This is a genomic window from Inquilinus sp. NPDC058860 (genome assembly GCF_042743185.1).
GTDB lineage: Bacteria > Pseudomonadota > Alphaproteobacteria > DSM-16000 > Inquilinaceae > Inquilinus.
This window is the reverse complement of sequence record NZ_JBHYMS010000078.1, coordinates 1-23,588: the sequence shown is the minus strand read 5'-3', so window position 1 is coordinate 23,588 and position 23,588 is coordinate 1. Positions and strand designations below refer to the sequence as shown.

At 70.3% G+C, this 23,588-nt stretch carries 20 protein-coding genes; 13 read left to right on the top strand and 7 right to left on the bottom strand.

The window, feature by feature from the left end; all coding sequences use genetic code 11:
- Nucleotides 1-3 precede the first annotated feature (3 nt).
- The 4 genes from ACFW16_RS32975 to ACFW16_RS32960 form a co-directional block, all read right to left on the bottom strand.
- Nucleotides 4-927: an ABC transporter permease gene (locus ACFW16_RS32975; protein WP_380313303.1), complete on the bottom strand. Its 924-nt coding sequence runs from the start codon at nucleotides 925-927 to the stop codon at nucleotides 4-6.
- Nucleotides 924-2,465, bottom strand: coding sequence for an ABC transporter substrate-binding protein (locus ACFW16_RS32970; protein WP_380313301.1), 1,542 nt, complete (start codon nucleotides 2,463-2,465; stop codon nucleotides 924-926). Before ACFW16_RS32970 ends, ACFW16_RS32975 begins: the two co-directional genes overlap by 4 nt.
- Nucleotides 2,466-2,650: 185 nt before the next feature.
- Nucleotides 2,651-4,561, bottom strand: coding sequence for an ABC transporter ATP-binding protein (locus tag ACFW16_RS32965; protein WP_380313299.1), 1,911 nt, complete (start codon nucleotides 4,559-4,561; stop codon nucleotides 2,651-2,653).
- 56 nt (nucleotides 4,562-4,617) lie between these two features.
- Nucleotides 4,618-5,238, bottom strand: a complete 621-nt coding sequence (locus ACFW16_RS32960) for a TetR/AcrR family transcriptional regulator (RefSeq protein ID WP_380313298.1) — start codon at nucleotides 5,236-5,238, stop codon at nucleotides 4,618-4,620.
- 101 nt (nucleotides 5,239-5,339) lie between these two features.
- Between ACFW16_RS32960 and ACFW16_RS32955 the strand changes: the two genes are divergently transcribed.
- On the top strand, nucleotides 5,340-6,080 hold the full coding sequence (locus ACFW16_RS32955; RefSeq protein ID WP_380313297.1) for an SDR family NAD(P)-dependent oxidoreductase: 741 nt from the start codon (nucleotides 5,340-5,342) through the stop codon (nucleotides 6,078-6,080).
- Between the two features lie 117 nt (nucleotides 6,081-6,197).
- On the opposite strand, the gene ACFW16_RS32950 is transcribed toward ACFW16_RS32955, so the two are convergent.
- Both ACFW16_RS32950 and ACFW16_RS32945 read right to left on the bottom strand, forming a co-directional pair.
- Entirely contained in the window at nucleotides 6,198-6,560 is a 363-nt protein-coding gene (locus ACFW16_RS32950) for an SPW repeat protein (protein WP_380313295.1), read from the bottom strand.
- 123 nt (nucleotides 6,561-6,683) lie between these two features.
- Nucleotides 6,684-7,886: a multidrug effflux MFS transporter gene (locus ACFW16_RS32945; protein ID WP_380313294.1), complete on the bottom strand. Its 1,203-nt coding sequence runs from the start codon at nucleotides 7,884-7,886 to the stop codon at nucleotides 6,684-6,686.
- A 155-nt stretch (nucleotides 7,887-8,041) separates the two neighbouring features.
- On the opposite strand from ACFW16_RS32945, the gene ACFW16_RS32940 reads away from it, so the two are divergent.
- From ACFW16_RS32940 to ACFW16_RS32895, 10 genes are all read left to right on the top strand, one after another.
- A complete protein-coding gene (locus ACFW16_RS32940) occupies nucleotides 8,042-8,734 on the top strand; it encodes a TetR/AcrR family transcriptional regulator (protein ID WP_380313292.1) in 693 nt (230 codons plus the stop codon).
- 272 nt (nucleotides 8,735-9,006) lie between these two features.
- Nucleotides 9,007-10,119, top strand: a complete 1,113-nt coding sequence (locus ACFW16_RS32935; protein WP_380313291.1) for an NADH:flavin oxidoreductase/NADH oxidase — start codon at nucleotides 9,007-9,009, stop codon at nucleotides 10,117-10,119.
- A gap of 14 nt (nucleotides 10,120-10,133) precedes the next feature.
- Complete coding sequence (locus ACFW16_RS32930; protein ID WP_380313290.1) at nucleotides 10,134-12,470, top strand: penicillin acylase family protein; 2,337 nt, start codon at nucleotides 10,134-10,136, stop codon at nucleotides 12,468-12,470.
- Between the two features lie 167 nt (nucleotides 12,471-12,637).
- The gene (locus ACFW16_RS32925; protein WP_380313289.1) at nucleotides 12,638-13,699 is read left to right on the top strand and encodes a LacI family DNA-binding transcriptional regulator; all 1,062 of its coding nucleotides are present in this window, start codon (nucleotides 12,638-12,640) and stop codon (nucleotides 13,697-13,699) included.
- Nucleotides 13,700-13,764: 65 nt separating this feature from the next.
- Nucleotides 13,765-15,039 carry an extracellular solute-binding protein gene (locus ACFW16_RS32920; RefSeq protein ID WP_380313288.1) on the top strand — a complete coding sequence of 425 codons (1,275 nt, stop codon included), beginning with the start codon at nucleotides 13,765-13,767 and terminating at the stop codon, nucleotides 15,037-15,039.
- A 235-nt stretch (nucleotides 15,040-15,274) separates the two neighbouring features.
- Complete coding sequence (locus tag ACFW16_RS32915) at nucleotides 15,275-16,123, top strand: carbohydrate ABC transporter permease (protein ID WP_380313287.1); 849 nt, start codon at nucleotides 15,275-15,277, stop codon at nucleotides 16,121-16,123.
- The gene (locus tag ACFW16_RS32910; RefSeq protein WP_380313286.1) at nucleotides 16,120-16,965 is read left to right on the top strand and encodes a carbohydrate ABC transporter permease; all 846 of its coding nucleotides are present in this window, start codon (nucleotides 16,120-16,122) and stop codon (nucleotides 16,963-16,965) included. The genes ACFW16_RS32915 and ACFW16_RS32910 overlap by 4 nt, the downstream gene beginning before the upstream one ends.
- 27 nt (nucleotides 16,966-16,992) lie before the next feature.
- Nucleotides 16,993-18,033: an ABC transporter ATP-binding protein gene (locus ACFW16_RS32905; protein ID WP_380313285.1), complete on the top strand. Its 1,041-nt coding sequence runs from the start codon at nucleotides 16,993-16,995 to the stop codon at nucleotides 18,031-18,033.
- Between the two features lie 40 nt (nucleotides 18,034-18,073).
- Nucleotides 18,074-19,357: an amylo-alpha-1,6-glucosidase gene (locus ACFW16_RS32900; protein ID WP_380313284.1), complete on the top strand. Its 1,284-nt coding sequence runs from the start codon at nucleotides 18,074-18,076 to the stop codon at nucleotides 19,355-19,357.
- A 2-nt stretch (nucleotides 19,358-19,359) separates the two neighbouring features.
- The gene (locus ACFW16_RS32895) at nucleotides 19,360-20,403 is read left to right on the top strand and encodes a zinc-binding dehydrogenase (protein WP_380313282.1); all 1,044 of its coding nucleotides are present in this window, start codon (nucleotides 19,360-19,362) and stop codon (nucleotides 20,401-20,403) included.
- Between the two features lie 176 nt (nucleotides 20,404-20,579).
- Here the strand turns inward: ACFW16_RS32895 and ACFW16_RS32890 are convergent, their stop codons facing one another.
- A complete protein-coding gene (locus ACFW16_RS32890; RefSeq protein WP_380313281.1) occupies nucleotides 20,580-21,257 on the bottom strand; it encodes a GntR family transcriptional regulator in 678 nt (225 codons plus the stop codon).
- Nucleotides 21,258-21,422: 165 nt separating this feature from the next.
- On the opposite strand from ACFW16_RS32890, the gene ACFW16_RS32885 reads away from it, so the two are divergent.
- Together ACFW16_RS32885 and ACFW16_RS32880 are read left to right on the top strand one after the other, a co-directional pair.
- Nucleotides 21,423-22,466 carry a 4-hydroxythreonine-4-phosphate dehydrogenase PdxA gene (locus tag ACFW16_RS32885; protein ID WP_380313280.1) on the top strand — a complete coding sequence of 348 codons (1,044 nt, stop codon included), beginning with the start codon at nucleotides 21,423-21,425 and terminating at the stop codon, nucleotides 22,464-22,466.
- 41 nt (nucleotides 22,467-22,507) lie between these two features.
- Nucleotides 22,508-23,491, top strand: a complete 984-nt coding sequence (locus ACFW16_RS32880; RefSeq protein WP_380313279.1) for a tripartite tricarboxylate transporter substrate binding protein — start codon at nucleotides 22,508-22,510, stop codon at nucleotides 23,489-23,491.
- Nucleotides 23,492-23,588 lie beyond the last annotated feature (97 nt).

The following is a 23,588-nucleotide window of genomic DNA, read 5'->3' as shown; positions in this document are numbered from 1 at the left end:
CGGCTACTCGGTGCGGATGCGCGGATCGACCAGGCCATAGGCGATGTCGACCGCGAGGTTGATGACGACGATCAGGATCGCCAGCACCGTGATGACGGCCTGCAGCACCGGATAGTCGCGGGCGGCGATGGCGTCGAAGGCCAGCGACCCCATGCCGGGCCAGGCGAAGACCTGCTCGACCACCACGATGCCGCCGACCAGCCCGCCGAACTGCAGCCCGACATAGGTGATCAGCGGGATGGCGCAGTTGCGCAGCGCGTGCTTGTACAGCACCACCCGCTCGCGCAGGCCCTTGCTGCGCGCCACCATGACGTATTGTGCCGACAGCGTCTCCAGCATCGCGGTGCGCACCAGCCGGACATTGGTGGCCGTGAGGATGATCGCCATGGTGGCGGCCGGCATCACCAGGCTGGCGCCGCCCTCCATCCCGCTCGGCGGCAGCCAGCCCAGCGCGATGGAGAAGACCAGCACCATCATCATGGCGAGCCAGAAGTTCGGGAAGGACAGCCCGACCAGCGACAGGATGCGGATCCCCTGGTCGACCGCCCGGCCCTTGTGGACGGCGGCATGGATGCCGAGCGGAATCGACAGCAGGATCGAGGCCAGCAGCGAGACGAAGGCCAGCAGCAGCGTCGCCGGCAGCGCCCGGCCGACCAGGAGGGTGACCGGGGTGCCGCCGAGGAAGCTGCGGCCGAGATCCCCGGTCAGCAGGCCTTGCAGGAAGCCGAGATACTGGACCGGGAACGGCCGGTCGAGGCCGAGGGCGATGCGGATGCGCTGCAGGTCCTCCTCGGTCACGCTGCCGGCGCCCTGGGCCAGCATCACCGCCGGGTCGCCGGTCAGCCGGATCGCCCAGGAGACCAGGAGGGTCACCACCAGCACGACGAACACCGCGAGCGCCACCCGCCTGGCGACGAAGCCGATCATTCGACGGTCGCGTCGACGAAGCGCATCCGCTCGTCGGAGGGCAGCTGGGCGTTCTGCACCCGCTTGCTGACGCCGTAGATGGTATTCGAGTTGTACAGCGGCAGCTCCATCGCCCTGTCGGCGACATAGCCGGCGACCGCCTGCAGCGTCTTCTCGCGTTCGGCCGGGTCGTAGGTCTTGCGCTGCGCCTCCAGCATCGCGTCGAGCTCGGGGATGCTGTCGTACGGGTTCCACTTCTCGCCGGTGTGGTACATCAGATAGGCGGTGTTGTCGTAGTCGAAGGTCCAGCCGCCCCAGCCTTCCTGGAACAGCGCGCCGGTCTTGCCGTTCGGCACGATGTCGTTGAGGAAGACATTGCTCTCATAGGGCTTCAGCGTCGCCTTGAAGCCGACCATCTGCAGGTAGCCGGCCACCGCCTGTAGCACCTCGCGCAGGGTGGCGTTGTCGCCGCGGAAGTCGAGCTGCAGCGGCGTGCCCGGCTTCACCCCGGCCTGGGCCAGCAAGGCCTTGGCGCCGGCCGGGTCGAAGGGCAGCGGCTTGAGGTCGGGCGGATAGCCGAAGGACAGGCGGCTCTGGAAGCTGACGATCGGCTCGGCCTGGCCGGCCAGAACGGTCTTGACGATGGTGTCGCGGTCCACCGCCATGACGATCGCCTTGCGCACCGCCTCATTCGAGGTCAGCGGGTCCTTGGTGTTGAAGCGCATGGCGTAGACGGTCGGGCCCGGCACGCTGACGATCTGCAGCTTCGGGTCCTGCTCGATCACCGGCACCTGGGCGACCTCGACCTGGGTGGCGATGTCGACGCGGCCGGCCTGCAGCTCGGCCACCCGGGTCGAGGATTCGGCGATGAAACGGTAGACCAGCCTGTCGATCTTCGGCGCCCCGCCCCAGTAATTCGGGTTGGCCTCGAGTGTCAGGCCGACTTTGGGCTCGTAGGACACGACCTTGAACGGACCGGTGCCGATCGGCGCGGCATTGAAGGCGTCATCGCCCGTCTCGGCGATGTATTTCGGCGGCACGATCATGGCACCGTAACCGGCCAGCTTGGTCAGCAGCACCGGGTCCGGCCGCTTCATCACGAAGTCGACCGTGTGGTCGTCGACCACCGCGACATGGTCGATCGAGTTGTAGTTCGACTGCTGCGGGCCCTTGGCGCCCTCAGGCCCGAGCAGCCGGTCGAAGGTGAACTTCACCGCGGCGGCGTCGAAGGCCTCGCCGTTCTGGAAGGTCACGCCTTCGCGCAGGTGGAAGCGGATGCGGTTGGCGTCGTCCAGGAACTCCCAGCTCGTCGCCAGGCCGGGCACCAGCTTGAGGTCGGGGCCGCGCATCACCAGCCCGTCGAAGATCTGGCTGCCGACGGAGCCCCAGGCCACCAGGAAGGTGTCGATCGGGTCCCAGCTGCCGGGGTCCTGGCGCAGCGCGACGGTCAGCGTCCCCGCCGCCTGGGCCTGGGAGGCCGCGGCCGGCAGCAGCGCCGCCGCCAGGGCCAGTCCGAGAGCATGCTTGCCGATGGCTTTTGCAAGGCTTCGCCCGAGCACAGCTGAGCCATTCTCTAAATTGTCATGCCCGGGCTTGACCCGGGCATCCAGAGACTGTCGACAGCTTCTGGATTGCCGGGTCAAGCCCGGCAATGACAGAATAGAGGGAATTTCTTTGCTTGAAGCACCAATTCTTGGACGAATTCTAAACATCATCGCCTTCCCTGTTCTGTTGTGATGGCGGCTCAGACCGCCGCGAAATGGTTCGGCCCGACCGGAATCAGCCGGTGGATCGCCGGCTCGTCGCCGACCGCGCGCACCGGGCTGGGGATCTCGCCCTCCAGCGCGGGCCGCTGCGCCGCCTGCTCCGGATCGGCCACCGGCACCGCCGCCAGCAGCCGCTTCGTGTACGGATGCTGCGGCGTCTCGAACACCGCCCGGCGCGGCCCGATCTCGACGATCTGGCCGAGATACAGCACCGCGACGCGATGGCTGATCTTCTCCACCACCGCCATGTCGTGGGTGACGAACAGATAGGACAGGCGCTGCCGCGCCTGCAGATCCATCAGGAGGTCGACGATCTGGGCCTGGATCGAGACGTCGAGGGCGGAGACGGATTCATCGGCGATGATCAGCTTCGGGTCGCTGGCCAGCGCCCGGGCGATGCAGATGCGCTGGCGCTGGCCGCCGCTGAACTCGTGCGGGTAGCGGCCCGCGCGCGCTGCCGGCAGGCCGACCCGCTCCAGCAGCTCGTGCACCCGCCTTGTCACCGCCGCGCGGTCCGCCGCCAGCCCGTGGGTGACGATCGGCTCGGCGATCGAGAACCCGACCTTCTTGCGCGGGTCGAGCGCGGCGAAGGGGTCCTGGAACACGTACTGGATCTTCCGGCGCAGGCGCCGCCGCTCCGCCGCCCCCATCGCCAGCACGTCCTGCCCGTCGAAGCGGATGGCGCCCGAGGTCGGCGCCACCAGCTGCTGCAGGGTCTTGCCGATGGTCGACTTGCCGCTGCCGGATTCCCCGACCAGCGCCAGCGTCTCACCGGGATAGAGCTCGAAGCTGACCTCCTCCACCGCATGGACGCGATGGGTGACGCGGCCGAGCATCGTCTTCTTGACGTCGAAGCGGGTGGTCAGCCGGTCGACCGACAGCAGCGGCGCCGAGGTGTCGGCGGTGTCCTGCACCCGGGTCTCGCCGACGCTGCGCGGCGTGTCGCCGTCCAGCACGATCAGCGGCGTCCGCCTCGGCAGGTCCTCGCCGGCCAGGCTGCCCAGCCGCGGCACCGCCGACAGCAGCGCCTTGGTGTAGGGGTGCCGCGGCGCCCGGAAGATCTCGCGGACCGGCGCCTGCTCGACCTTGCGGCCGCGCCACATCACCAGCACCTCGTCCGCCATCTCCGCCACCACGCCCATGTCGTGGGTGATGAACAGCACCGCCATGCCGAGGTCGCGCTGCAGCTCGCGGATCAGGGTCAGGATCTGGGCCTGGATGGTGACGTCCAGCGCCGTGGTCGGCTCGTCGGCGATCAGCAGGCGGGGCCGGCAACACAGGGCCATGACGATCATCACCCGCTGGCGCATGCCGCCCGACAGCTGGTGCGGGTAGCGGTCCAGCATCGCCCCGGCATCCGGCAGCCGCACCCGGCGCAGCAGCGCCTCCGCCTCCCGCCGCGCCTCGCGCAGCCTGAGGCTCTGGTGCAGGACCAGCGCCTCGACGATCTGGTTGCCGATGGTGAAGACCGGGTTCAGCGACGTCATCGGCTCCTGAAAGATCATCGCGATGTCGTTGCCGCGGATCCGGCGCAGCCGGTCCTCCGGCGCCCGCACCAGGTCGACCGGCGCGCCGTCTTCGGGCCGGAACCGGATCGAGCCGCCGGCGATCGCGCCGCCGACATGCCGGACCAGCCGCATCACCGACAGCGCCGTGACCGACTTGCCCGAGCCGGATTCGCCGACGATGGCGAGGGTGCGGCCGGGCGCGAGGTCGAAGCCCAGCGACTGCACGGCGGTGAAGGACCCCGTGGGCGTGTCGAAGGTGACGGTGAGGTCGCGGACCGACAGCAGGGCGTCGGAGTCCGCACCCGACCGGGGCGCGTCGAGCGTCTCAACAGCACCGGTCACGGCGTGGTCGCCGGCGCGCGCCCGTTCACCCTGCCCCATGCCAGCCTCTGTCCGGAGATTCGACGGCGAACTGTCGAAGCCGCGCCGTCGCCCTGTCAACCCGCTCTTCGCCGCGGCGCCGCCAGCGCGTCCCAGCCGGCCATGGCGCTGTCGACCACGGCCTGCAGCGCCGGGCAATCGGCGCCGTTGCGGGCCTGGATGGTCAGGCCGTTCAGCACGGTGGCGAAATAGGCGGCGATGGCCCGGGTGTCGGCGCCTTGCAGCACGTCGCCCTCGGCCACGCCGCGGTCCAGCCGCGCCTTGATCTGCGCCACCGACCGGCGGTTGGCCTCGACCAGGTAGTCACGGATCTCCGGGCTGGCCGGGATGCCGACGGCCGAGGCCAGCACGATCATGCAGCCGGGCGGCCGGTCCGGCGCCGTGTAGGCGACCGCGTTCTCGCGCAGCATCGCCTCGATCCCCGCCCGCGCCGTCGGCTCGTCCTGCAGCGCCCGGCAGGCAACGCCGCCCTCGCCCGACTCGTAGAGCTCGAGCGCCTCGCGGAACAGCGCCTCCTTGCAGCCGAAGGCGGCGTAGAGGCTGGGCGAGTTGATGCCCATGGCGGCGGTGAGGTCGGTCATCGACGCGCCGTCATAGCCGCGCGCCCAGAACACCTCCATCGCCCGGCGCAGGGCGGCGGCCCGGTCGAAGCTGCGGGGACGGCCCCGTTCGGCCATCGCGGATCCTTTCTGTGTCGGACAATACATAATTCACTGGACAGACGACGGCAAGCCGGATACGGATTTATGTGTCGATCAACACAGAAATGGAGATTCCCATGTCCGGACTGTCCGGGAAGGTCGCGCTGGTCACCGGCGGCAGCCGCGGCATCGGCGCCGCGATCGCGGAGCGGCTGGCGCGGGACGGCGCCGATGTGGCGCTGACCTATGCCGCCTCGCCCGACAAGGCGAATGCGGTGGTCGGGCGGGTCGAGGCGGCCGGCCGGCGCGGCCTGGCGATCGCCGCCGACGCCACCGACGGCAAGGCGGCGCAGGCGGCGGTGGAGCGGACCGTGGCCGGGCTCGGCCGGATCGACATCCTGGTGAACAATGCCGGGGTCTTCCCCTACGGCCCGTTCGAGGAGGTCAGCGAGGACGAGCTGGACCGCGTCCTGGCGATCCATGTCCGCTCCGGCTTCCTGGCGGCGCAGGCTGCGGCCCGGCATCTGGGCCGGGGCGGACGGATCATCTCGATCGGATCCTGCCTGGCCGATTATGCCGGCGGGGCGAACATGACGCTCTACGTCATGACCAAGGCGGCGCTGACCGGGCTGACCCGCGGCCTGGCGCGGGACCTGGGCCCGCGCGGCATCACCGCCAACATCGTCCATCCCGGCCCGACCGACACCGACATGAACCCGGCGCAGGGCCCCGGGGCCGAGGGGCAGCGCCAGCACATCGCCCTCGGCCATTACGGCGAGGCCGCGGACGTCGCGGCCATGGTCGCCCATCTGGCCGGCGAAGGCGGCCGCTGGGTCACCGGCGCGTCCATCGCCGTCGACGGCGGCGTCAACGCCTGAGCCTGTCCGACAATGCTACTGGCGCGGCCGTCTGACGGCGGTTTCTCAGACAGACTCACGATCGAAAAAGGCCCGCTGTCTCACGGCAGCGGGCCTCACAGGCCATTGCCTCACGCCTCAGGCGTGGGCATGCGGGGTGTGACGCCAGTCCCACAGCGCCCAGGCCGACAGGGCCACCGCCAGCACGCCGAGGACCACATGGGTCCACATGGCGTTCATGCTGGCGGCGAAGCCGAGCGCCCAGGGGGCGACGATCAGCCAGACGCCGAGAACCAGGTTCACCCACTCCTCCCATTCGGCGAAGGCCGAGAGCGCCGCGATCGTGATCAGGCCGATCACCACGGCCACGATCCAGGCGTTCCAGCTGGGCACGGTGTCGCCCACGAAGCCGATCACCCAGGGAGAGACGAACAGGACGACCGCCAAGACCAGATTGGCCCAGTCCTGCGGCTTCCTGTCTTCCGTCGTTGCAGCAGCCATGACCAACCTCCAATCGTGAAGATCAACCGAGCCACAACGCTTCGCGCGACTGCGCGAAGTTCCTTATGATCTGGTTTCGTTCGCCTTGAATTTCAAGGAGCCGACAAGTCGAAGGGCTTCCGGCTACTGCGCCGGCACCTCGACCGGCCGCTTCCGTCCCAGCGTCGCCTGGGCCAGGACGAAGGCGATGACGGCGCAGGCGGTGATGCCCGCCACCATCGGCAGCGAGGTGCCGTCGAAGAACGGGCCGACCACCGCGATCACCACCGCGCCGGTGACGAATTGCAGCGTGCCCATCAGGGCGGAGGCGGTGCCGGCGACGGCGCCGTGATCCTCCAGCGCCAGCACCGAGGTGGTCGGGATGACGAGGCCGAGGAAGCCGTAGCCGACGAACAGCAGCGCCGCCAGCACGTCCAGCCGGTCGACCCCGGCCAGGGTGACGGCCAGCAGCACCACCATGGCGACGGCGTAGCCGGTGACCGCGACCCGGACGATCCGGCCGAAGCCGAAGCGCGCGGCCAGCCAGGCGGTGCATTGCGACACGCCGATGAAGGACACGGCGTTGATCGAGAAGAACACGCTGTAGAGCCGCGGCGACAGGCCGTAATGCTCGATCAGCACGAAGGAGGAGTTGGCGAGATAGGCGAAGAAGCTGGCGATGCCGAAGGCGCCGATGAAGGTGAGGCCCAGGAACTGCCGGTCGGTCAGCAGCGACCGGTAGGCCGAGAGCGCGCCGGCGATGCTGCTCTCCACCCGGTGATGCCGCGGCCGGGTCTCGCCGAGGCACAGCGCCAGCAGCAGGATGCCGAGCGCAGCGAGGATCGTGACCACCCAGAACACGCCGCGCCAGCCCGCCGCCTCGATCACGAAGCTGCCGGCCAGGGGCGCCAGGATCGGCGAGACGCTGAACACCAGCATCAAGAGCGACATCAGCCGCGCCGCCTCGGTGCCGGTGTGCAGGTCGCGCACCACGGCGCGCGGGATCACCATGCCCGCGCAGGCACCGAGCCCCTGGACGAAGCGGAAGGCGATCAGCGTCTCGATGTCCGGCGCGAAGACGCAGCCGATGCTGCCGGCCAGGAACACCGCCAGCCCGACATAGAGCGGCAGCTTGCGCCCGAACATGTCGGAGAGCGGCCCGAACACCAGCTGACCGACGCCGAGCGAGACGAAGAAGGCCATCAGGCTGGCCTGCACCGCCTCGGTGCCCGCCCCGAGGCTGCGGCCGATCTCCGGCAGCGCCGGCAGATACATGTCGATCGCGAACGGCCCCATGGCGGTGAGCAGGCCAAGCACGATCGCGTAGCGCAGCAGCGACGAGGACATGAGCGGTCTTCCGGGGTCGGAGGCCGGCGGACGAGATGGTCCGGGCAGATGATGGGGACGAGACGCGCATCGCCTCTGCGGGCGATCGCTGCGACTCTCTGTCCAAAACTTTGGACAGTATTGTCCAAATCGTCAAGCCCCCTTATGGTGGCGGCATGCACGAATTGGAGCAGATCGGGCGGCCCCTGCCGCCCCGGCGCGGCCAGGCGGCCAAGCACGCCTCGGTGCTGGATGCGGCCGCGGCGGTGTTCTGCCGCGACGGCTTCGCCGGCGCCAGCATCGACCTGATCGCGGCCGAGGCGGGCGTGTCGCGCCAGACCATCTACAACCACCACGGCGACAAGGAGGCCCTGTTCGTCGCCGTGGTGCGGGAGATGACCGAGCGCTGCAACGCCGGCCTGTTCTCGACCCTGACCACCTTTCCCGACCAGCCGCGGGACCTGGAGGCGGAGATGGCCGCCTTCGCCGGCCGGCTGGTGCGCAACTGCCTGTACAACCGCGACGGCGGGGCGCTGCGCAAGCTGATCCAGACGGAGGGCGAGCGCTATCCGGCGCTGTTCGCCGCCTGGCGGGAGCACGGGCCCGGCACCGCCTGGGCCGCGATCGCCGCCCGCTTCGCCAGGCTGGCCCATGCGGGATATCTGCAGATCGAGGATCCGGACCTGGCGGCGCGTCAGTTCCTAGCCCTGATCCATGCCGATTTCCACATCCCCCACATGCTCGGCACCAAGCCGACGGAGGCGGAGATCGACGCCGGCGTCGCCGGCGCGGTGCGGACCTTCCTGCGCGCCTTCGGCCCGGCCGCCCCGTCGCCGCCCGCTTTGGCACAGCACGGAAGGGCGAACTGATACGCCGGCTCGGGCTTTTCAACTGTCGTTGCCGGGCCTGACCCGGCAATCCAGGGGCCACCAAGAGCTGCTCTCGGAAGCCCCTGGATCCTCGGGTCAAGCCCGAGGATGACAATAGGATGGAACATCAACCCGAACCAAAGCTGCCCCCCCGAGAGCCCACATCCCGTCGGATCTGCTCTGCACCGATGGCTGGTGCGGATTGAAAGATCTGACATAACATTCGGCGACGCCGTCGAATTTCACGCCCCGTAACCGATCGAGCGATCCCCATGTCCGCTCTCTTTTCTCCGCTTGCCCTCGGCCCGGTCCCGCTGCCCAACCGGATCGTGGTGGCGCCGATGTGCCAGTATTCCGCCGATGACGGCAGCGCCACCGACTGGCACATCCAGCATTGGATGACCCTCGCCATGTCCGGCGCCGCGCTGGTGGTGGTGGAGGCGACCGGCGTCGAGCGCCGCGGCCGCATCACCCATGGCTGCCTGGGCCTTTATTCCGACGCCAATGAGCGGTCGATCGCCCGCGCCCTGGCCGCGGCCCGCGCCGTCGCCCTGCCCGGTACCCGCTTCGGCATCCAGCTGGCCCATGCCGGCCGCAAGGCCTCGACCCAGCGTCCGTGGGAGGGCGGCCGCCCCCTCGGCCCCGACCAGGATCCCTGGCCGACCGTCGGCCCCTCCGCCCTGCCCTTCGACAGCGGCTGGCACACGCCGGAGGCGCTGGACGAGGCCGGCATCGAGCGGGTGAAGGCCGCCTTCGTCGCCGCGGCCCAACGCGCGGCGCGGCTGGGCTTCGACGCCATCGAGCTGCACATGGCCCATGGCTATCTGCTGCACAGCTTCCTGTCGCCGCTGTCGAACCGGCGCGACGACCGCTGGGGCGGCGACGCCGAGCGCCGGCGCGCCTTCCCGCTGGCGGTGGCGCGCGCGGTCCGCGACGCGGTGCCGGAAGGCGTCGCGCTGGGCGTCCGCGTCAGCGCCTCGGAATGGGTCGAGGGCGGCTTCGGCGTCGAGGAGGCCGCGGTTCTCGCGACCGAGCTGAAGGCGCTCGGCTTCGATTTCATCTGCGCCAGCTCCGGCGGCAACGCCGCCCATGCCCGCATCCCGACCGGTCCAGGCTACCAGGTGCCGCTGGCCCGCGAGATCCGGCAGAAGAGCGGACTGACCACCCGCGCCGTCGGGCTGATCGTCGACCCGCACCAGGCGGAGGGCATCGTCGCCCGCGGCGATGCCGACCAGGTGGCGCTGGCCCGCGCGGTGCTCGACGATCCGCGCTGGGGCTGGCACGCGGCCGATGCCCTCGGCGCCGAGCTGACCCTGCCGCCGCAATATGCCCGCGCCGGCGTCAAGACCTGGCCTGGCCGCAAGCTGCTGGAAGCCGCGGAATAAGGGAGAGGCCCGGAATGACCGACACCATCGCCGTTCCGGGCCTGGCCGCCCCGGCCGAGATCCTGATCGACCGCTGGGGCATCCCGCATCTGACCGCGGCCAGCCTGGACGACCTGTTCTTCCTGCAGGGCTTCAACGCCGCCCGCGACCGGCTGTGGCAGATCGACCTGTGGCGCAAGCGCGGCCTGGGCCTGCTGGCCGCCGATTTCGGCCCCGGCTACCTGGCCCAGGACGTCGCCAGCCGGCACTTCCTGTACCGCGGCGACATGGCGGCGGAATGGGCCGCCTATGCCGAGGATGCGGAGGCGATCTGCACCCGCTTCGTCGCCGGCATCAACGCCTATGTCGACCTCGTCGAGCGCGAGCCGGAGCGGCTGCCGCAGGAGTTCCGGCTGTTCGGCACCCGGCCGGCGCGCTGGCGGGCGGAGGATGTGGTCCGCATCCGCAGCCACGGCCTGACCCGCAACGCGCTGTCGGAGCTGGCGCGCGCCCATGTCCTGGCCGGGGCCGACGCCGCCACCGACCGGCTGCGCAAGGCGGTCGAACCGCCGGTCGAGGTCGGGCCGGTGCCGGGCTTCGACCCCGAGGCGGTGCCGCCCGACGCGCTGCAGCTGTTCCGCCTGGCCATGGCGCCGGTGACCTTCCCGCCGGAGCGCCTGGCCGCGACGCTGGACGAGGCGCATCTGTGGCGGGTGGCGACCGATCTCGGCGAGGTGCTGCGGGCGCAGGAGGGGTCGAACAACTGGGCGGTGCATGGCAGCCGCACCGCGACCGGCCGGCCGATCCTGGCGACCGACCCGCATCGCGCCCATGCCGTGCCGTCGCTGCGCTACCTGGTGCACCTGACCGCGCCGGGCTTCGACGCGATCGGCGCCGGCGAGCCGAGCGTGCCGGGCATCATGATGGGCCACAACGGCACCGCCGCCTTCAGCCTGACCATCTTCGGCGCCGACCAGGAGGACGTGTATCTCTACGAGACCAAGCCGGACGATCCCGATGCCTATCGCTACGGCGAAGGATGGGAGCGGATGCGGATTGTGGAGGAGCGCTTCGCCGTCAAGGGCGCGCCGGAGCAGTTGCGGACGTTGCGCTTCACCCGGCACGGCCCCGTCGTCCATGCCGATTCGGCCCGGCGCAGTGCGGTGGCGGTGCGGTCGGTGTGGTTCGAGCCGGGCTCGGCCGCCTATCTCGCCAGCCTGTCCGGCATGCGCAGCCGCAATCTCGACGAGTTCCGGGCGGCGATGCGGCGCTGGGGCACGCCCTCGGTGAACCAGGTCTATGCCGACACCGCCGGCACCATCGCCTGGCTGCCGGCCGGCCATGTGCCGCGGCGGCCGAACTGGCGCGGCCTGGCGCCGGTGCCGGGCGACGGCAGCCATGAATGGGACGGCATGATGGACCCGGCGCTGATGCCGGTGCGGGCCGACCCGCCCGAAGGCTTCGTCGCCACCGCCAACGAGCTGAACCTGCCGCTGGACTGGCCGCATGACGAGCGTCCGGTCGGCTTCGAGTGGCTGGAGGACAGCCGGGCCGTGCGCATCCGCGAGGTGCTGGCCGGCCAGGCCCGCCACACCGTTGCCGACTCCCGGGCGCTGCAGGCCGACACGCTGTCGGTGCCGGCGCGGCGGATGCAGCGCCTGCTGGCGCCGTTGGAGGCGCGGAATGCCCAGGCGGCACGGGGTCTCGACCTGCTGCGCGGCTGGGACGCCCGGCTCGACGCCGGCTCCGCCGCCGCGGCGCTGTTCGAGCTGTGGTGGACGAAGCATCTGAAGCCGGCCCTGTTCGCCAGGCTGGTGCCCGACCCGGCGATCCGCCGGCTGCTGGCGCCGGGCGACGTCGCCGGCATCCTGGCGGCGCTGGAGACGCCGGATGCACGCTTCGGCGCCGATCCCGCCGCCGCGCGCGACGCGCTGCTGCTGGACACGCTGGCCGAAGCGGTAGGGGACGCAACCCGTCGGCTGGGGAATGACCCGTCGGCCTGGCGCTGGGGCGACCTGCATCACGGCACCTTCGAGCACCCGGCCAGCGCGGTGGCGCCCGACCGCCGGGCCGAGCTGGATGTCGGCCCGCTGCCGAAGGGCGGCAGCGGCTCCACCGTCATGCACGCCGCCTATCGCCCCGACGATTTCCGGGTAATCACCGGCGCCTCTGTCCGCATCGTCATGGATGTCGGCGACTGGGACCGCAGCACCTGCATCAACACCCCCGGCCAGTCCGGCGACCCGCGCTCTCCCCACTACCGCGACCTGGCCCCGCTCTGGGCCCGCGGCGACCAGGTGCCGCTGCTGTACAGCCGCGCGGCGGTGGAAGCGGCGGCGGAGCAACGGATCGCCCTGGTACCGCAGCCATAGGGCGGGTCGCAGGATCGCCAGCCCTTAACCTATAGCCTCCACGGAGCAGACAGGGCCCGGCGCTTGACCGGATTTCGAATCCGCGGCAGAGTTCCAAAACGTTTTGGGAGTCGTTCGAGCGCGATCCAAAACGTTTTGAACCGATTGCGGGACAGGGAGGCCTGCGGGTGACGGCGAAGCGGCAGATCCGCTTGAAGGAGCTGGCGTCGAAGCTCGGCCTGTCGCCGACCACGGTGTCGCGGGCGCTGGCCGGCTATTCCGACGTCAGCGCCGAGACCCGCCGCCGGGTCGAGGAAGCCGCCCGCACCCATGGCTATGTCGCCAGCCGCATCGGCCGGATGCTGGTCTCCGGCCGCACCAACTTCGTCGCCGTGCTGCTGCCGATCAGCGCCCACAACTTCATGGACGACTTCCTCGGCCAGTTCCTGTCTGGCGTCGCCGACGGGCTGGCGGGGCGTGGGCGCGACCTGTTCCTGGCCGCCGTGCCGCGTGGCCAGGACGACCTGACCGTTTTGCGCCACGTCGTCGACGGCGGCCATATCGACGCCGTGGTGATCAACCGCGTGACCCGCGACGATCCGCGCGTTCAATACCTGATCGAGCGCCGCTTCCCCTTCGTCGCCCATGGCCGGCTGCTGGACCCGCCGCCGGCCTATCCCTGGTTCGACACCGACGGCGAGGCCGCCTTCGCCGATCTCGTCAACCGGCTGCACGCGCTGGGCCATCGGGAGTTCGCGCTGTTGGGGCCGAGCGAGCCCTACAGCTACGCCGCGTTCCGGCGGCGCGGCTTCGAGAGCGCGCTCTTCGAGCACGGCATCCGCCTGGCGCCGGACCGGCTGCCGGCGGTGCCTGTCGCCGACAAGGCCGCCGCCGTCGCCGCGGCGCAGCGCCTGTTCGCCCAGAATCCACGGCCGACCGCGATCGTCGGCATGACCGACCGGCTGGCGCTGGCGGTGATGGAGGCGGCGCAGGAGGCCGGCCTGCACATCCCGGGCGACCTGTCCGTCGTCGGCTTCGACGACGTGCCGATCGCCGCCTATGCCCGGCCGCCCTTGTCGACCTTCGCCCAGGATATCGAGCGCAGCGCCGCCTTCATCGCCGACATGGTGGTCGACGCCATCGAGAAGGGGCCGGACGGCGTGCAGCCGCGCCTGGTCGAGGCGAGGTTCGTCGCCCGGGCCAGCCACGGCCCGGCCCCGAAGCCACGGAAACGCGCCCGGCCTGTGTGACCAGGTTCGGCGTGAACCGGACCGGCGCCACGGAAGCCGGCCGCAGACAAAGAGGGAGGACAGGAATGACCATCCGGACCACAGCCGCCGCCGTCGCCGCCGGCCTGCTCGGCCTCGGCCTGACCGGCACCGCCGGTGCCCAGGACATCCTCTTCTGGTCGACCCAGGCCACGCCGGTCGAGGAATCGCAGGCGATGCGCGAGAGCGTGCTGGCCGGCTTCGGCAAGCCGGTGACCTATTCGGCGCAGGAGCCGGGCCCGTTCATGACCCGCATCCAGGCCGAGCTGAAGGCCGGGTCCGGCGCCATCACCCTGATCGGCGGGCTGCATGGCGAGTTCGCCAGCGTCCCGGACGGTCTGGTCGACCTGGCCGGCATCGTGCCCGACGGCGCGATCAACAAGGCCTATCTCGACCTCGGCAAGCTGGGCACGGCCGAGCAGAAATACCTGCCCTGGATGCAGGCGACCTACGTCATGGTCGCCAACAAGCAGGCGCTGCAGTACCTGCCGCAGGGCGCCGACATCAACGCCCTGACCTACGACCAGCTGGCCGTCTGGGGAAAGGCGATGGCCGAGGCGGCCGGATCGCCCAAGATCGGTTTCCCGGCCGGGCCGAAGGGGCTGATGCACCGCTTCCTCCAGGGCTATCTGTACCCGTCCTACACCGGCTCACCCGTGGTGAAGTTCAAGTCGCCCGAGGCCGAGGCGATGTGGACCTCGTTCCGCGACTTCTGGACCGCGTCCGTCACCCCGGCCTCGACCGGCTATGCCTTCATGCAGGAGCCGCTTTTGACCGGCGAGGTCTGGGTGGCCTGGGACCACGTCGCCCGGCTGAAGGATGCGCTGAACCAGAAGCCGGACGAGTTCGTGGTGTTCCCGGTGCCGGCCGGCCCGGCCGGGCGCGGCCACATGCCGGTCTTGACCGGCATCGGCATCCCGAAGACCAGCAACGCGCCGGAGGACGCCCGCGCCCTGGTCGCGCATATGGAAAAGCCGGAGAACCAGATCGCGACGATGAAGGCGACCGGCTTCTTCCCGGTGGTCGAGGTCAAGCTGCCGGACGACGTGCCGACCAGCATCAAGATGCTGCAGCCGGTGGTGGCGGCGCAGAGCGCGGCCAAGGATTCGCTGCCGGTGCTGCTGCCGATGGGGCTGGGCGACGCCGGCGGCCGCTACAACAAGGTGTTCAGCGACACCTTCCAGCGCATCGTGCTGTCCGGCCAGGACGTGCGCGAGGTGCTGGACCAGCAGGCGCAGGCGCTGCAGGCCATCCTCGACGAGAAGGGCGCGCCGTGCTGGGCCCCGGATCCGGTCGGGCAAGGCCCGTGCAAGGTGCAGTGAGGGCCGCCGGGATGGGCCGAGCCTGCCCCTTTCTAGTCCCCCCTCCCCTCGCGGGAGGGGGGCAGGGGGAGGGGGTTGTCGAGCGAAGAGATGTGACGCCGCCCCTGCCGGAGCCTTCGGCATCCCCTGATCGCCAGAGTCGGTTCTTGCGGCCCGAACCCCCTCCCCCTACCCCGCGAGGGGAGGGGGGACTCTTCAGGGCTGCGTCCGCTGTCGAACCCCGACGGAGCCCGCCATGAGCGACGCCCGCTTGCTGCCCTATATCCTGCTGGCCCCGGCCACCGTGTTCCTCGTCGGCTTCTTCCTGGTGCCGTTCGGGCAGGTGGCGGTGGAGGCCTTCACCCAGTACGGCGACCTGTCCCTCGGCAACTTCCGGTCGATCGCCGGCGACTGGAAGTTCTGGCCGTCGGTGCGCAACACCTTCGTGCTGACGCTGATCCTGGTGCCGCTGCAGATCGCCTTGGCGCTGGCCATGGCCAGCCTGGTGATGGCGCTGAAGCGCGGCCGCGACGTGGCCCTCTACATCTTCACCATTCCGCTCGGCATCTCCGACCTCGCCGCGGGACTGATCTGGCTGGCGATCCTGGAGCAGAACGGCTTCCTCAACAGCGTGCTCTACTATGTCGGGCTGATCCCGGGCCCGAAGCTGCTGCTGAGCTACCAGAGCATCGTCGCCCTGTTCGCCGCCATCATCATCGCCGAGCTGTGGCGGGCCACCGCCATCGTGCTGGTGATCCTGGTGGCCGGCATGTCGCTGATCCCGAAGGAATACTACGAGGCAGCCGAGGTGTTCGGCGCCAGCCCGTGGAAGCGCTTCATCCGGATCACCCTGCCGCTCTTGCGGCCCAGCCTGCAGACCGCGCTGATCCTGCGCACCATCCTGGCCTTCGAGGTGTTCGCCATCGTCCTGGTGCTGGCCGGCAACAACCTGCCGATCCTGATGGGCGAGACCTTCAACTGGCAGTTCGCGCTGCAGGACCGCGCCGGGGCCTCGGCCTACGCCATGGTCATCCTCGGCATCTCGATCGGCTTCACCCTGGTCTTCCTGTGGGCGCTGGGCGAGAGGAAGGAAACCGCGCGATGACTGCCATCACGCCCGACACCGTCGCCGTCCCGGCCGCGGAGGCCGCGCCGAGCCGCTGGGGAATCAGGCTCTCGACGATCGTTCTCTGCCTGTGGGTGCTGGTGCCGCTGTACCTGCTGGCCGTGAACGCCTTCAACTCGCGCGAGGCGGTGACCGGCTGGCCCAAGGCCTTCGTCCCGACCTTCGATGTCGACAGCCTGTCCTTCTTCTGGAACTACGCCGGCGTCGCCCGGGCGCTCTTGAACTCCATACTGGTCGCCGGGCTGACCATGCTCCTGTCGATCGGCATCGGCGCCCCGGCCGGCTATGCCCTGGCGCGCTTCCGCTTCCGCGGCAAGGGCAGCTTCCGCCTGCTGGTGCTGATGACCAGGGCCTTCCCGCTGCCGCTCCTGGCCCTGCCGCTGGCGGTGTTCTACATCCGCACCGGGCTGGACGACACGATCTGGGGGCTGGCGCTGGTGCACACCGTGCTGGCCCTGCCCTTCGCCATCCTGATCACCTTCTCGCTGTTCACCAGCATCCCGGTGGAGCTGGAGGAGGCGGCCTGGACGCTGGGCTGCACCCGTGTCCAGGCCTTCCTGAAGATCGTGGTGCCGCTGGCCCTGCCGGGCATCGCGGCCTCCGGCGTCTTCGCCTTCGTCACCTCCTGGAACGAGGTGTTCGCGGCCTCGGTGCTGACTGTGCAGAACCAGACCCTGACGGCGTTCCTGCTGACCAGCCTGGACGTCTCGCCCCTGCCCCTGAAATTCGCCGGGGCGCTGGTGCTGGTGGTGCCCGCGCTGATCTTCCTGTTCCTGATCCGAAAGTACCTGTTCTCCCTGTGGGGCATCGCGAACAGGTAGGAGCCGTTTCCAACGAGGAACCCGACCATGGCAGACATCGACATCAAGGGCGTCGAGAAGCGGTTCGGCAGCTACACCGCGCTGCACGCCGTGGACCTCGCCATCCGCGACCAGGAGTTCCTGGTGCTGCTCGGCGCCTCCGGCTGCGGGAAGACGACGCTGCTGCGCATCATCGCGGGCCTCGAGACCGCGACCGGCGGCGAGGTGCGGATCGGCGGCCGGCGGGTCGACGGGCTGGCGCCGCGCGACCGCGGCATCGCCATGGTGTTCCAGAACTACGCCGTGTTCCCGCACATGACGGTGTTCGAGAACATCGCCTTCGGCCTGCGCATGAAGAAGGTGCCGGAGGCGGAGGTCGACCGGAAGGTGAAGCGCGCCGCCGGCATGATGCATATCGATCCGCTGCTGCAGCGCTATTCCGGCCAGCTGTCGGGCGGGCAGCGCCAGCGCGTCGCCGTGGCCCGGGCGCTGGCGGTCGAGCCCGCGGTGCTGCTGATGGACGAGCCGCTGTCCAACCTGGACGCCTTGCTGCGGCTGGAGATGCGGGCCGAGCTGAAGGGCGTGCTGCAGGAGAGCAAGACGACGACCATCTACGTCACCCACGACCAGGTCGAGGCGATGAGCCTGGCCGACCGGATCGCGGTGATGAATGGGGGCCGCATCGTCCAGGCGGCGCGGGCGACCGAGGTCTATGCCGACCCGGCCAACCGCTTCGTCGGCAGCTTCATCGGCAACCCGCCGATGAACTTCCTGCCGGCCGAGCCGAACGGCGCCGGACTCAAAGTGGCCGGGCTGACACTGGAGCCGCCGAAAGCCGCTTCCGGCCGGATCGAGTTCGGCATCCGCCCCGAGGATGTCGAGATCCGCGGCGACGGCCTGCCCGGCGCCATCCGGGTGGTCGAGCCGCTGGGCCCGCACAAGCTGCTGACCGTGGACGTCGCCGGCCACCTGTTCCGCGCCGTGGTCGATAACGAGCACGCGGTCGAGCCCGGCCAGGCGATCAGCCTGCGGCCGAAGCCCGGCCGCGGCCGCTGGTTCGACGCCGAAACCGGCCTCGCCTTGCAATGATCCCCCTCCCCTCCTTCTCGACCCATACCGGAGCCCAGCCGTGACCGCCTTCGACGACAGCACCGCATTCGAACGGGCGGCGACCGTTCTGTCCGAGAACGACCGCGGCACCTACACCGTGCCGACCAAGGGGCTGTATCCCTTCCAGTGGAACTGGGATTCCTGCCTGACCGCGCTGGGCCAGCGGCATATCGACGAGGCCCGCGCCTGGACCGAGATCGAGACCCTGGCCGCCCATCAATGGCCGGACGGGATGATCCCGCACATCGTCTTCCACGTGCATGACGACGGCTACTTCCCTGGCCCCGATGTGTGGAAGACCGGCCGGCCGACCCCGACCTCGGGCATCACCCAGCCGCCGGTGATGGGCTTCGTGCTGCGGCGCCTGTACGAAGAGGCGAAGGACCGCGTGCTGGCCGATGCCAAGGCGCGGGCGCTGATCGGTGCCGCGGATGCCTGGCACCGCTGGTTCTACGCCGCCCGCGACCCGGAGGGCACCGGCCTGGTCGCGATCCTCCACCCCTGGGAATCCGGCCGCGACAATTCCTGCGACTGGGACGCGGCCCTGGCGCGGGTGCCGACCGACGGAGTCGAGCCCTATCAGCGCCGCGACACCAGCCATGTCGATGCCGCCCAGCGCCCGCACAAGGCGGAGTACGACCGCTATCTGTGGCTGGTGCAGCGCTTTCGCGGGCTCGGCTGGGACAACCTGAAGCTGCACGACGCCTCGCCCTTCCGGGTCGTCGACCCCGGCTTCAACGCCATCCTGATCCGCTCCGACGAGGATATCGCGGCGCTGGGTGAGGCGCTGGGGATGACCGGGCTTGCGACCGCCGCGCGGGCCCGGGTGGCGAAGGCCCGCGCGGCCTTCGAGCGGCTGTGGAGCGAAGAGCACGGCCAGTATCTGTGCCTCGACCGCACGACCGGCACGCTGGTCGAGAGCCGCAGCGTCGGCGGGCTGCTGCCGTTGTTCGCCGGGCTCGGCACGCCGGAGCGGCAGCGGGCGCTGGCCGCCCGCATCGCCGAATGGCGCGGCGCGACCCGCTTCGGCATCGCCAGCCACGACCCGGCCGATCCGCGCTTCGAGGCCAAGCGCTACTGGCGCGGGCCGGTGTGGCTGATCGTCAACTACCTGGTCGCCGACGGCCTCGCCCGCTGCGGCCTGGCCGAGGAGGCCTGTGCCGTGCACCAGGACAGCCTGCGGCTGATCGAGGGCGGCTTCGCCGAATACTACGACCCGGTCACCGGCGAGGGGCTGGGCGGCGGCAACTTCACCTGGACCGCCGCCATGGTCGCCGAGCTGGTGCGCAAGCGGGCCGCCTGACCATGCCGGCCGCCCTGCTGCTGCGCGGCCCGCGCGCGCTGGATTTCGAGTTCTTCGAGCACCTGTCCCTCGGCCCGGAGGAGGTGCGGATCCGGACACTCTTCTCCGGCGTCAGCGCCGGCACCGAGCTGTCGCAGTATCGCGGCTCCAACCCCTTCATGGCCAAGCGATGGGACGAGGCCAGCCGGCTGTTCCGCGCCGCCGACGCGCCGAGCTGGGACTATCCGGTCCGCAACCTCGGCTATGAGGAGGCGGGCGAAATCGTCGAGGTCGGGGACGGCGTTACGGATCTTCGGCCCGGCCAGCGGGTCTACGGCACCTGGGGCCACCGCACCCACCATGTCGCGGCGCGTGAGGCGGTGCGGGTGCTGCCGGAGGGCGCCGACCCGCGGATCGGCATCTTCTCGCATATCGCCGCGGTGGCGCTGAACGGGGTGCATGACGCCGAGATCCGGATCGGCGATGTCGTGGTGGTGTTCGGCCTCGGCGTGCCTGGCCAGATCGTGGCGCAGGCGGCGCGGGCCTCCGGCGCGCATGTGATCGCGGTCGATCCCGTGGCGTCGCGGCGCGAGACGGCGCTGCGGTTGGGGGCCGCGGAGACGCTGGACCCCGCCGCCGGGCCGGTCGCCGAGATCGTCAAGGAGAGGACCGGCGGGCGCGGCGCCGATGTCGCGATCGAGGTCTCCGGCGTGCCGGCGGCGCTGGCCGAGGCGATCCGGGCGGTGGCCTATTCGGCCCGGGTCGTCGCCCTGGGCTTCTTCCAGGGCGAGGCGCGCGGCCTGCATCTGGGCGAGGAGTTCCACCACAACCGGGTGCAGCTGGTCTGCTCGCAGATCTCCGGCGTCGCCCCCGGCGCGAGCTACCGCTGGTCGAAGCCGCGGCTGTGGCAGACGGCGGTGCGGCTGCAGCATGAGGGCGTGCTGACCCTGCTGCCGCTGATCACGGCAGAGGTGCCGTTCCGGCAGGCGCCGGCGCTGTTCGAGCGGCTGGACCGCGGCGATCCCGACACGCTGCAGACCGTGCTGACCTTCGGGGCGGAGGAGTGAGGCCGCTGCTTGGTGCTGTAGCCCTGGCGGCGGCTCTCAGGCCACATTCTTCCTGTCATTGCCGGGCTTGACCCGGCAATCCAGAGGGTGTCGAGACTTTCTGGATGCCCGGGTCAAGCCCGGGCATGACAGTAAAGAGAAAGCCATTACCAGGATCTATCCCCTAACCGCAGCCCTCAGATCGCGTCCCGCACCCGGTTCCAGCTTTCCGCCATGTGGCGGCTGAGGATCGCGGCCAAGCGCTGCGGGTCGCGGGCCTCGAGGGCGGCGATCATCTCCTCGTGATCGGCCACGGCCGCGGCCCATTTTTCCTCGCTGCCGTTGCCGATGAAGCGGATCCGCTTCAGCCGCGACTGCAGGATGCCGTGCACCGTCACCAGCGCGGCGTTGCCGGACAGGCGCAGGATGGCGGAGTGGATGGCCTGGTTGAGCTTGAAATACTCCAGCCGCTCGCGCCGGCGGTAATAGTCGAGCATGCGGTCGTGCAGGCCGCGGACTTCGCGGATGCCGGCGTCCGAGGCGTCGGCGCAGGCCAGCCGGCCGGCTTCGGCCTCGAGCAGGCCCAGCACCGCCAGCATGTCCTGCACCTCCTTGGCGGAGAAGCGCTTGACCACCGCGCCGCGGCCGGGGACCAGGTCCAGGAGGCCTTCGCTGGCGAGGTATTTCAGCGCCTCGCGCAGCGGCGTGCGGGACACACCGAGCTGCGCCCCCAGCTGGCCCTCATGGATGCGCGCGCCGGCCGGCAGCACGCCTTCGATCACCATGTCGCGGATGCGGCCGACGATCTGATCGTGCAGCGACGGGCGGGCGATCGGGCCGCTGTCGGCCAATGCGTCCTGCAGGTCCAGTTCCATCCCGTCCTCTCGCCCCGCCGGCGGCATCGCCCGGCGGACCAAGCATGGCGAATAAGCCCTGCGGAGGCAATCTCAGCATTCTGCATGCAGAGTGCAGCATGCTTGATGTGTGCATGCATGCCTGCTACCGTCCCTTCCAGAAGCAAGAAGATCTTGGGGAGCACCGTGGCAGCCCAGCCCGACATCCGGCCGACCGAAGCCTCGGCTTCAGCCCGTCCCGTCATCGCCCTGGCGATGGGCGATCCCGCCGGGATCAGCCCGGAGCTGACCGCCCGCCTCCTGGCGTCGGACGAGATCCGCGCCGCGGCCCGATTCGTGGTGTTCGGCGACCGCCGGATCCTCGACGCCGGCGCCCGGACGGCCGGCGTGGCGCTGGACCTGGAGGTGACCACCGAGGAGAAGACGCCGGGCGACCGGCCGGTTCTGGTCGATCTGGGCCATCTCGACCCGGCCGAGGTGGCGCCGCGCGAGGCGACTCTGGCCGGCGGGAAATTCGCCTCCGAGAACTTCCGCCGGGCGCTGGAACTCGCCGCTTCCGGCGAGGCCGGCGCGGTGTGCTTCACCCCGTTCAACAAGCAGGCGATGCGCTACGCGTATCCCGGCTACGACGACGAGATCCGCTTCGTCTCCGACGTCCTCGGCTGGTCCGGCGCCGCCCGCGAATTCAACATCCTGGACACGATCTGGAATGCGCGGGTCACCTCGCACATCCCGCTGTCGGCCGTGGCCGCGGCGATCACCGCGGACGGCATCCGGGCCGAGCTGGCGCTGACCGCCGGCTGCCTGCGCGATGCCGGGATCGACCGGCCGCGCATCGCCGTGGCCGGCCTCAACCCGCATGCCGGCGACGGCGGCAATTTCGGGCGCGAGGAGATCGAGGTGATCGGCCCGGCAGTCCAGGCCGCGGCGGCGGACGGCCTGGACGTCGTCGGCCCCTACCCCGCCGACACCGTGTTCCTGCGGGCGCCGAAGGAAGGCTGCCACGCGGTGCTGACGATGTATCACGACCAGGGGCAGATCGCGATGAAGCTGATGGGCTTCGACCGCGGCGTCACCATGCTGGGCGGCTTCCCCTTCCCGATCTGCACCCCCGCCCACGGCACCGCCTACGACATCGCCGGGAAAGGCATCGCCGATATCGGCGCCAGCCGCGCCGCGGTGCTGCTGGCCGTCCGCATGGCGGCCCGGAGGCATGCCCCGCCGGGCTGATCCGGCCCGTCAAAACCACAAGCAAAGGGAGGAAACGGAACATGCTCAAGAAACTGACCCTGGCTCTGGCAGCGCTTCTGCCGGCGGCATCCGCCCAGGCCTGGGAACCCCAGAAGCCGATCGAATTCGTCGTCACCTCCGGGCCCGGCGGCGGCACCGACAGCTTCGCCCGCGCGGTGCAGGCGATCATCGTCAAGCACAAGCTGGTGGACCGGCCGATCATCGTCACCAACAAGGGCGGCGGCAGCGGCGCCGAGGGCTTCGTCTACGGCAAGGGCGCTGCCGGCGACCCGCACAAGCTGGTGTTCGGCACCAACAACGAATACCTGCTGCCCTTCGTCGCCAACCTGCCCTACGCGCCGGAGGACCTGACCCCGGTGGCGGCGATGGCGATGGACGAGTTCCTGCTGTGGGTGAACGGCGAGTCGCCCTACAAATCGGCGGCCGACCTGCTGGCCGCGGCCAAGCAGACGCCGGGCGCGCTCAAATTCGGCGGCAGCCAGTCCAAGGATGTCGATCAGACCCTGGTCACGATGGTCGGCGAGGCCACCGGCGCCCGTTTCACCTACATCCCGTTCAAGAGCGGCAACGAGGCCGCGGTGCAGCTGGCCGGCGGCCATATCGACGGCAACACCAACAACCCGAACGAGAACCGCGGCCAGTGGCAGGCTGGGATGGTCCGGCCGCTCTGCGTCTTCAGCACGCAGCGCCTGCCGGCCGGGCCGAAGGTGTCCGGCGATCTCGGCTGGGCCGACATCCCGCTGTGCCGCGACGAGGGCATCCCGATCGACAGCTACCAGATGCCGCGCGCGGTCTGGCTGCCCGGCGGCGTGCCGGCGGAGGCGACTTCCTTCTACACCGACCTGCTGCGCAAGGTCAGCGAGACGCCGGAATGGCAGGACTACCTGGCCAAGAGCTCGCAGAGCGGCCGGTTCCTGACCGGCGAGGAGTGGCAGGCCTATATCCGCGCCGAGCAGGATCGGGTCCGCGCGGTCTACCAGAAGCAGGGCTGGCTCGCCGGCTGACGGAGGGCCGTGATGGACAAGCCTGAAGGGCTGAGAGACTCACGCATCGCCTCTTTTGAGTCCCCCCTCCCCTCGCGGGAGGGGGCTAGGGGGAGGG

What these genes read in the sequence shown, in the direction of transcription:
- ACFW16_RS32975 (WP_380313303.1), bottom strand. Translation starts at nt 927, where the DNA reads ATGATCGGCTTCGTCGCCAGGCGGGTGGCGCTCGCGGTGTTCGTCGTG.
- ACFW16_RS32965 (WP_380313299.1), bottom strand. Translation starts at nt 4,561, where the DNA reads ATGGGGCAGGGTGAACGGGCGCGCGCCGGCGACCACGCCGTGACCGGT.
- ACFW16_RS32960 (WP_380313298.1), bottom strand. Translation starts at nt 5,238, where the DNA reads ATGGCCGAACGGGGCCGTCCCCGCAGCTTCGACCGGGCCGCCGCCCTG.
- ACFW16_RS32955 (WP_380313297.1), top strand. Translation starts at nt 5,340, where the DNA reads ATGTCCGGACTGTCCGGGAAGGTCGCGCTGGTCACCGGCGGCAGCCGC.
- ACFW16_RS32950 (WP_380313295.1), bottom strand. Translation starts at nt 6,560, where the DNA reads ATGGCTGCTGCAACGACGGAAGACAGGAAGCCGCAGGACTGGGCCAAT.
- ACFW16_RS32945 (WP_380313294.1), bottom strand. Translation starts at nt 7,886, where the DNA reads ATGTCCTCGTCGCTGCTGCGCTACGCGATCGTGCTTGGCCTGCTCACC.
- ACFW16_RS32940 (WP_380313292.1), top strand. Translation starts at nt 8,042, where the DNA reads ATGCACGAATTGGAGCAGATCGGGCGGCCCCTGCCGCCCCGGCGCGGC.
- ACFW16_RS32935 (WP_380313291.1), top strand. Translation starts at nt 9,007, where the DNA reads ATGTCCGCTCTCTTTTCTCCGCTTGCCCTCGGCCCGGTCCCGCTGCCC.
- ACFW16_RS32930 (WP_380313290.1), top strand. Translation starts at nt 10,134, where the DNA reads ATGACCGACACCATCGCCGTTCCGGGCCTGGCCGCCCCGGCCGAGATC.
- ACFW16_RS32920 (WP_380313288.1), top strand. Translation starts at nt 13,765, where the DNA reads ATGACCATCCGGACCACAGCCGCCGCCGTCGCCGCCGGCCTGCTCGGC.
- ACFW16_RS32915 (WP_380313287.1), top strand. Translation starts at nt 15,275, where the DNA reads ATGAGCGACGCCCGCTTGCTGCCCTATATCCTGCTGGCCCCGGCCACC.
- ACFW16_RS32910 (WP_380313286.1), top strand. Translation starts at nt 16,120, where the DNA reads ATGACTGCCATCACGCCCGACACCGTCGCCGTCCCGGCCGCGGAGGCC.
- ACFW16_RS32905 (WP_380313285.1), top strand. Translation starts at nt 16,993, where the DNA reads ATGGCAGACATCGACATCAAGGGCGTCGAGAAGCGGTTCGGCAGCTAC.
- ACFW16_RS32895 (WP_380313282.1), top strand. Translation starts at nt 19,360, where the DNA reads ATGCCGGCCGCCCTGCTGCTGCGCGGCCCGCGCGCGCTGGATTTCGAG.
- ACFW16_RS32890 (WP_380313281.1), bottom strand. Translation starts at nt 21,257, where the DNA reads ATGGAACTGGACCTGCAGGACGCATTGGCCGACAGCGGCCCGATCGCC.
- ACFW16_RS32880 (WP_380313279.1), top strand. Translation starts at nt 22,508, where the DNA reads ATGCTCAAGAAACTGACCCTGGCTCTGGCAGCGCTTCTGCCGGCGGCA.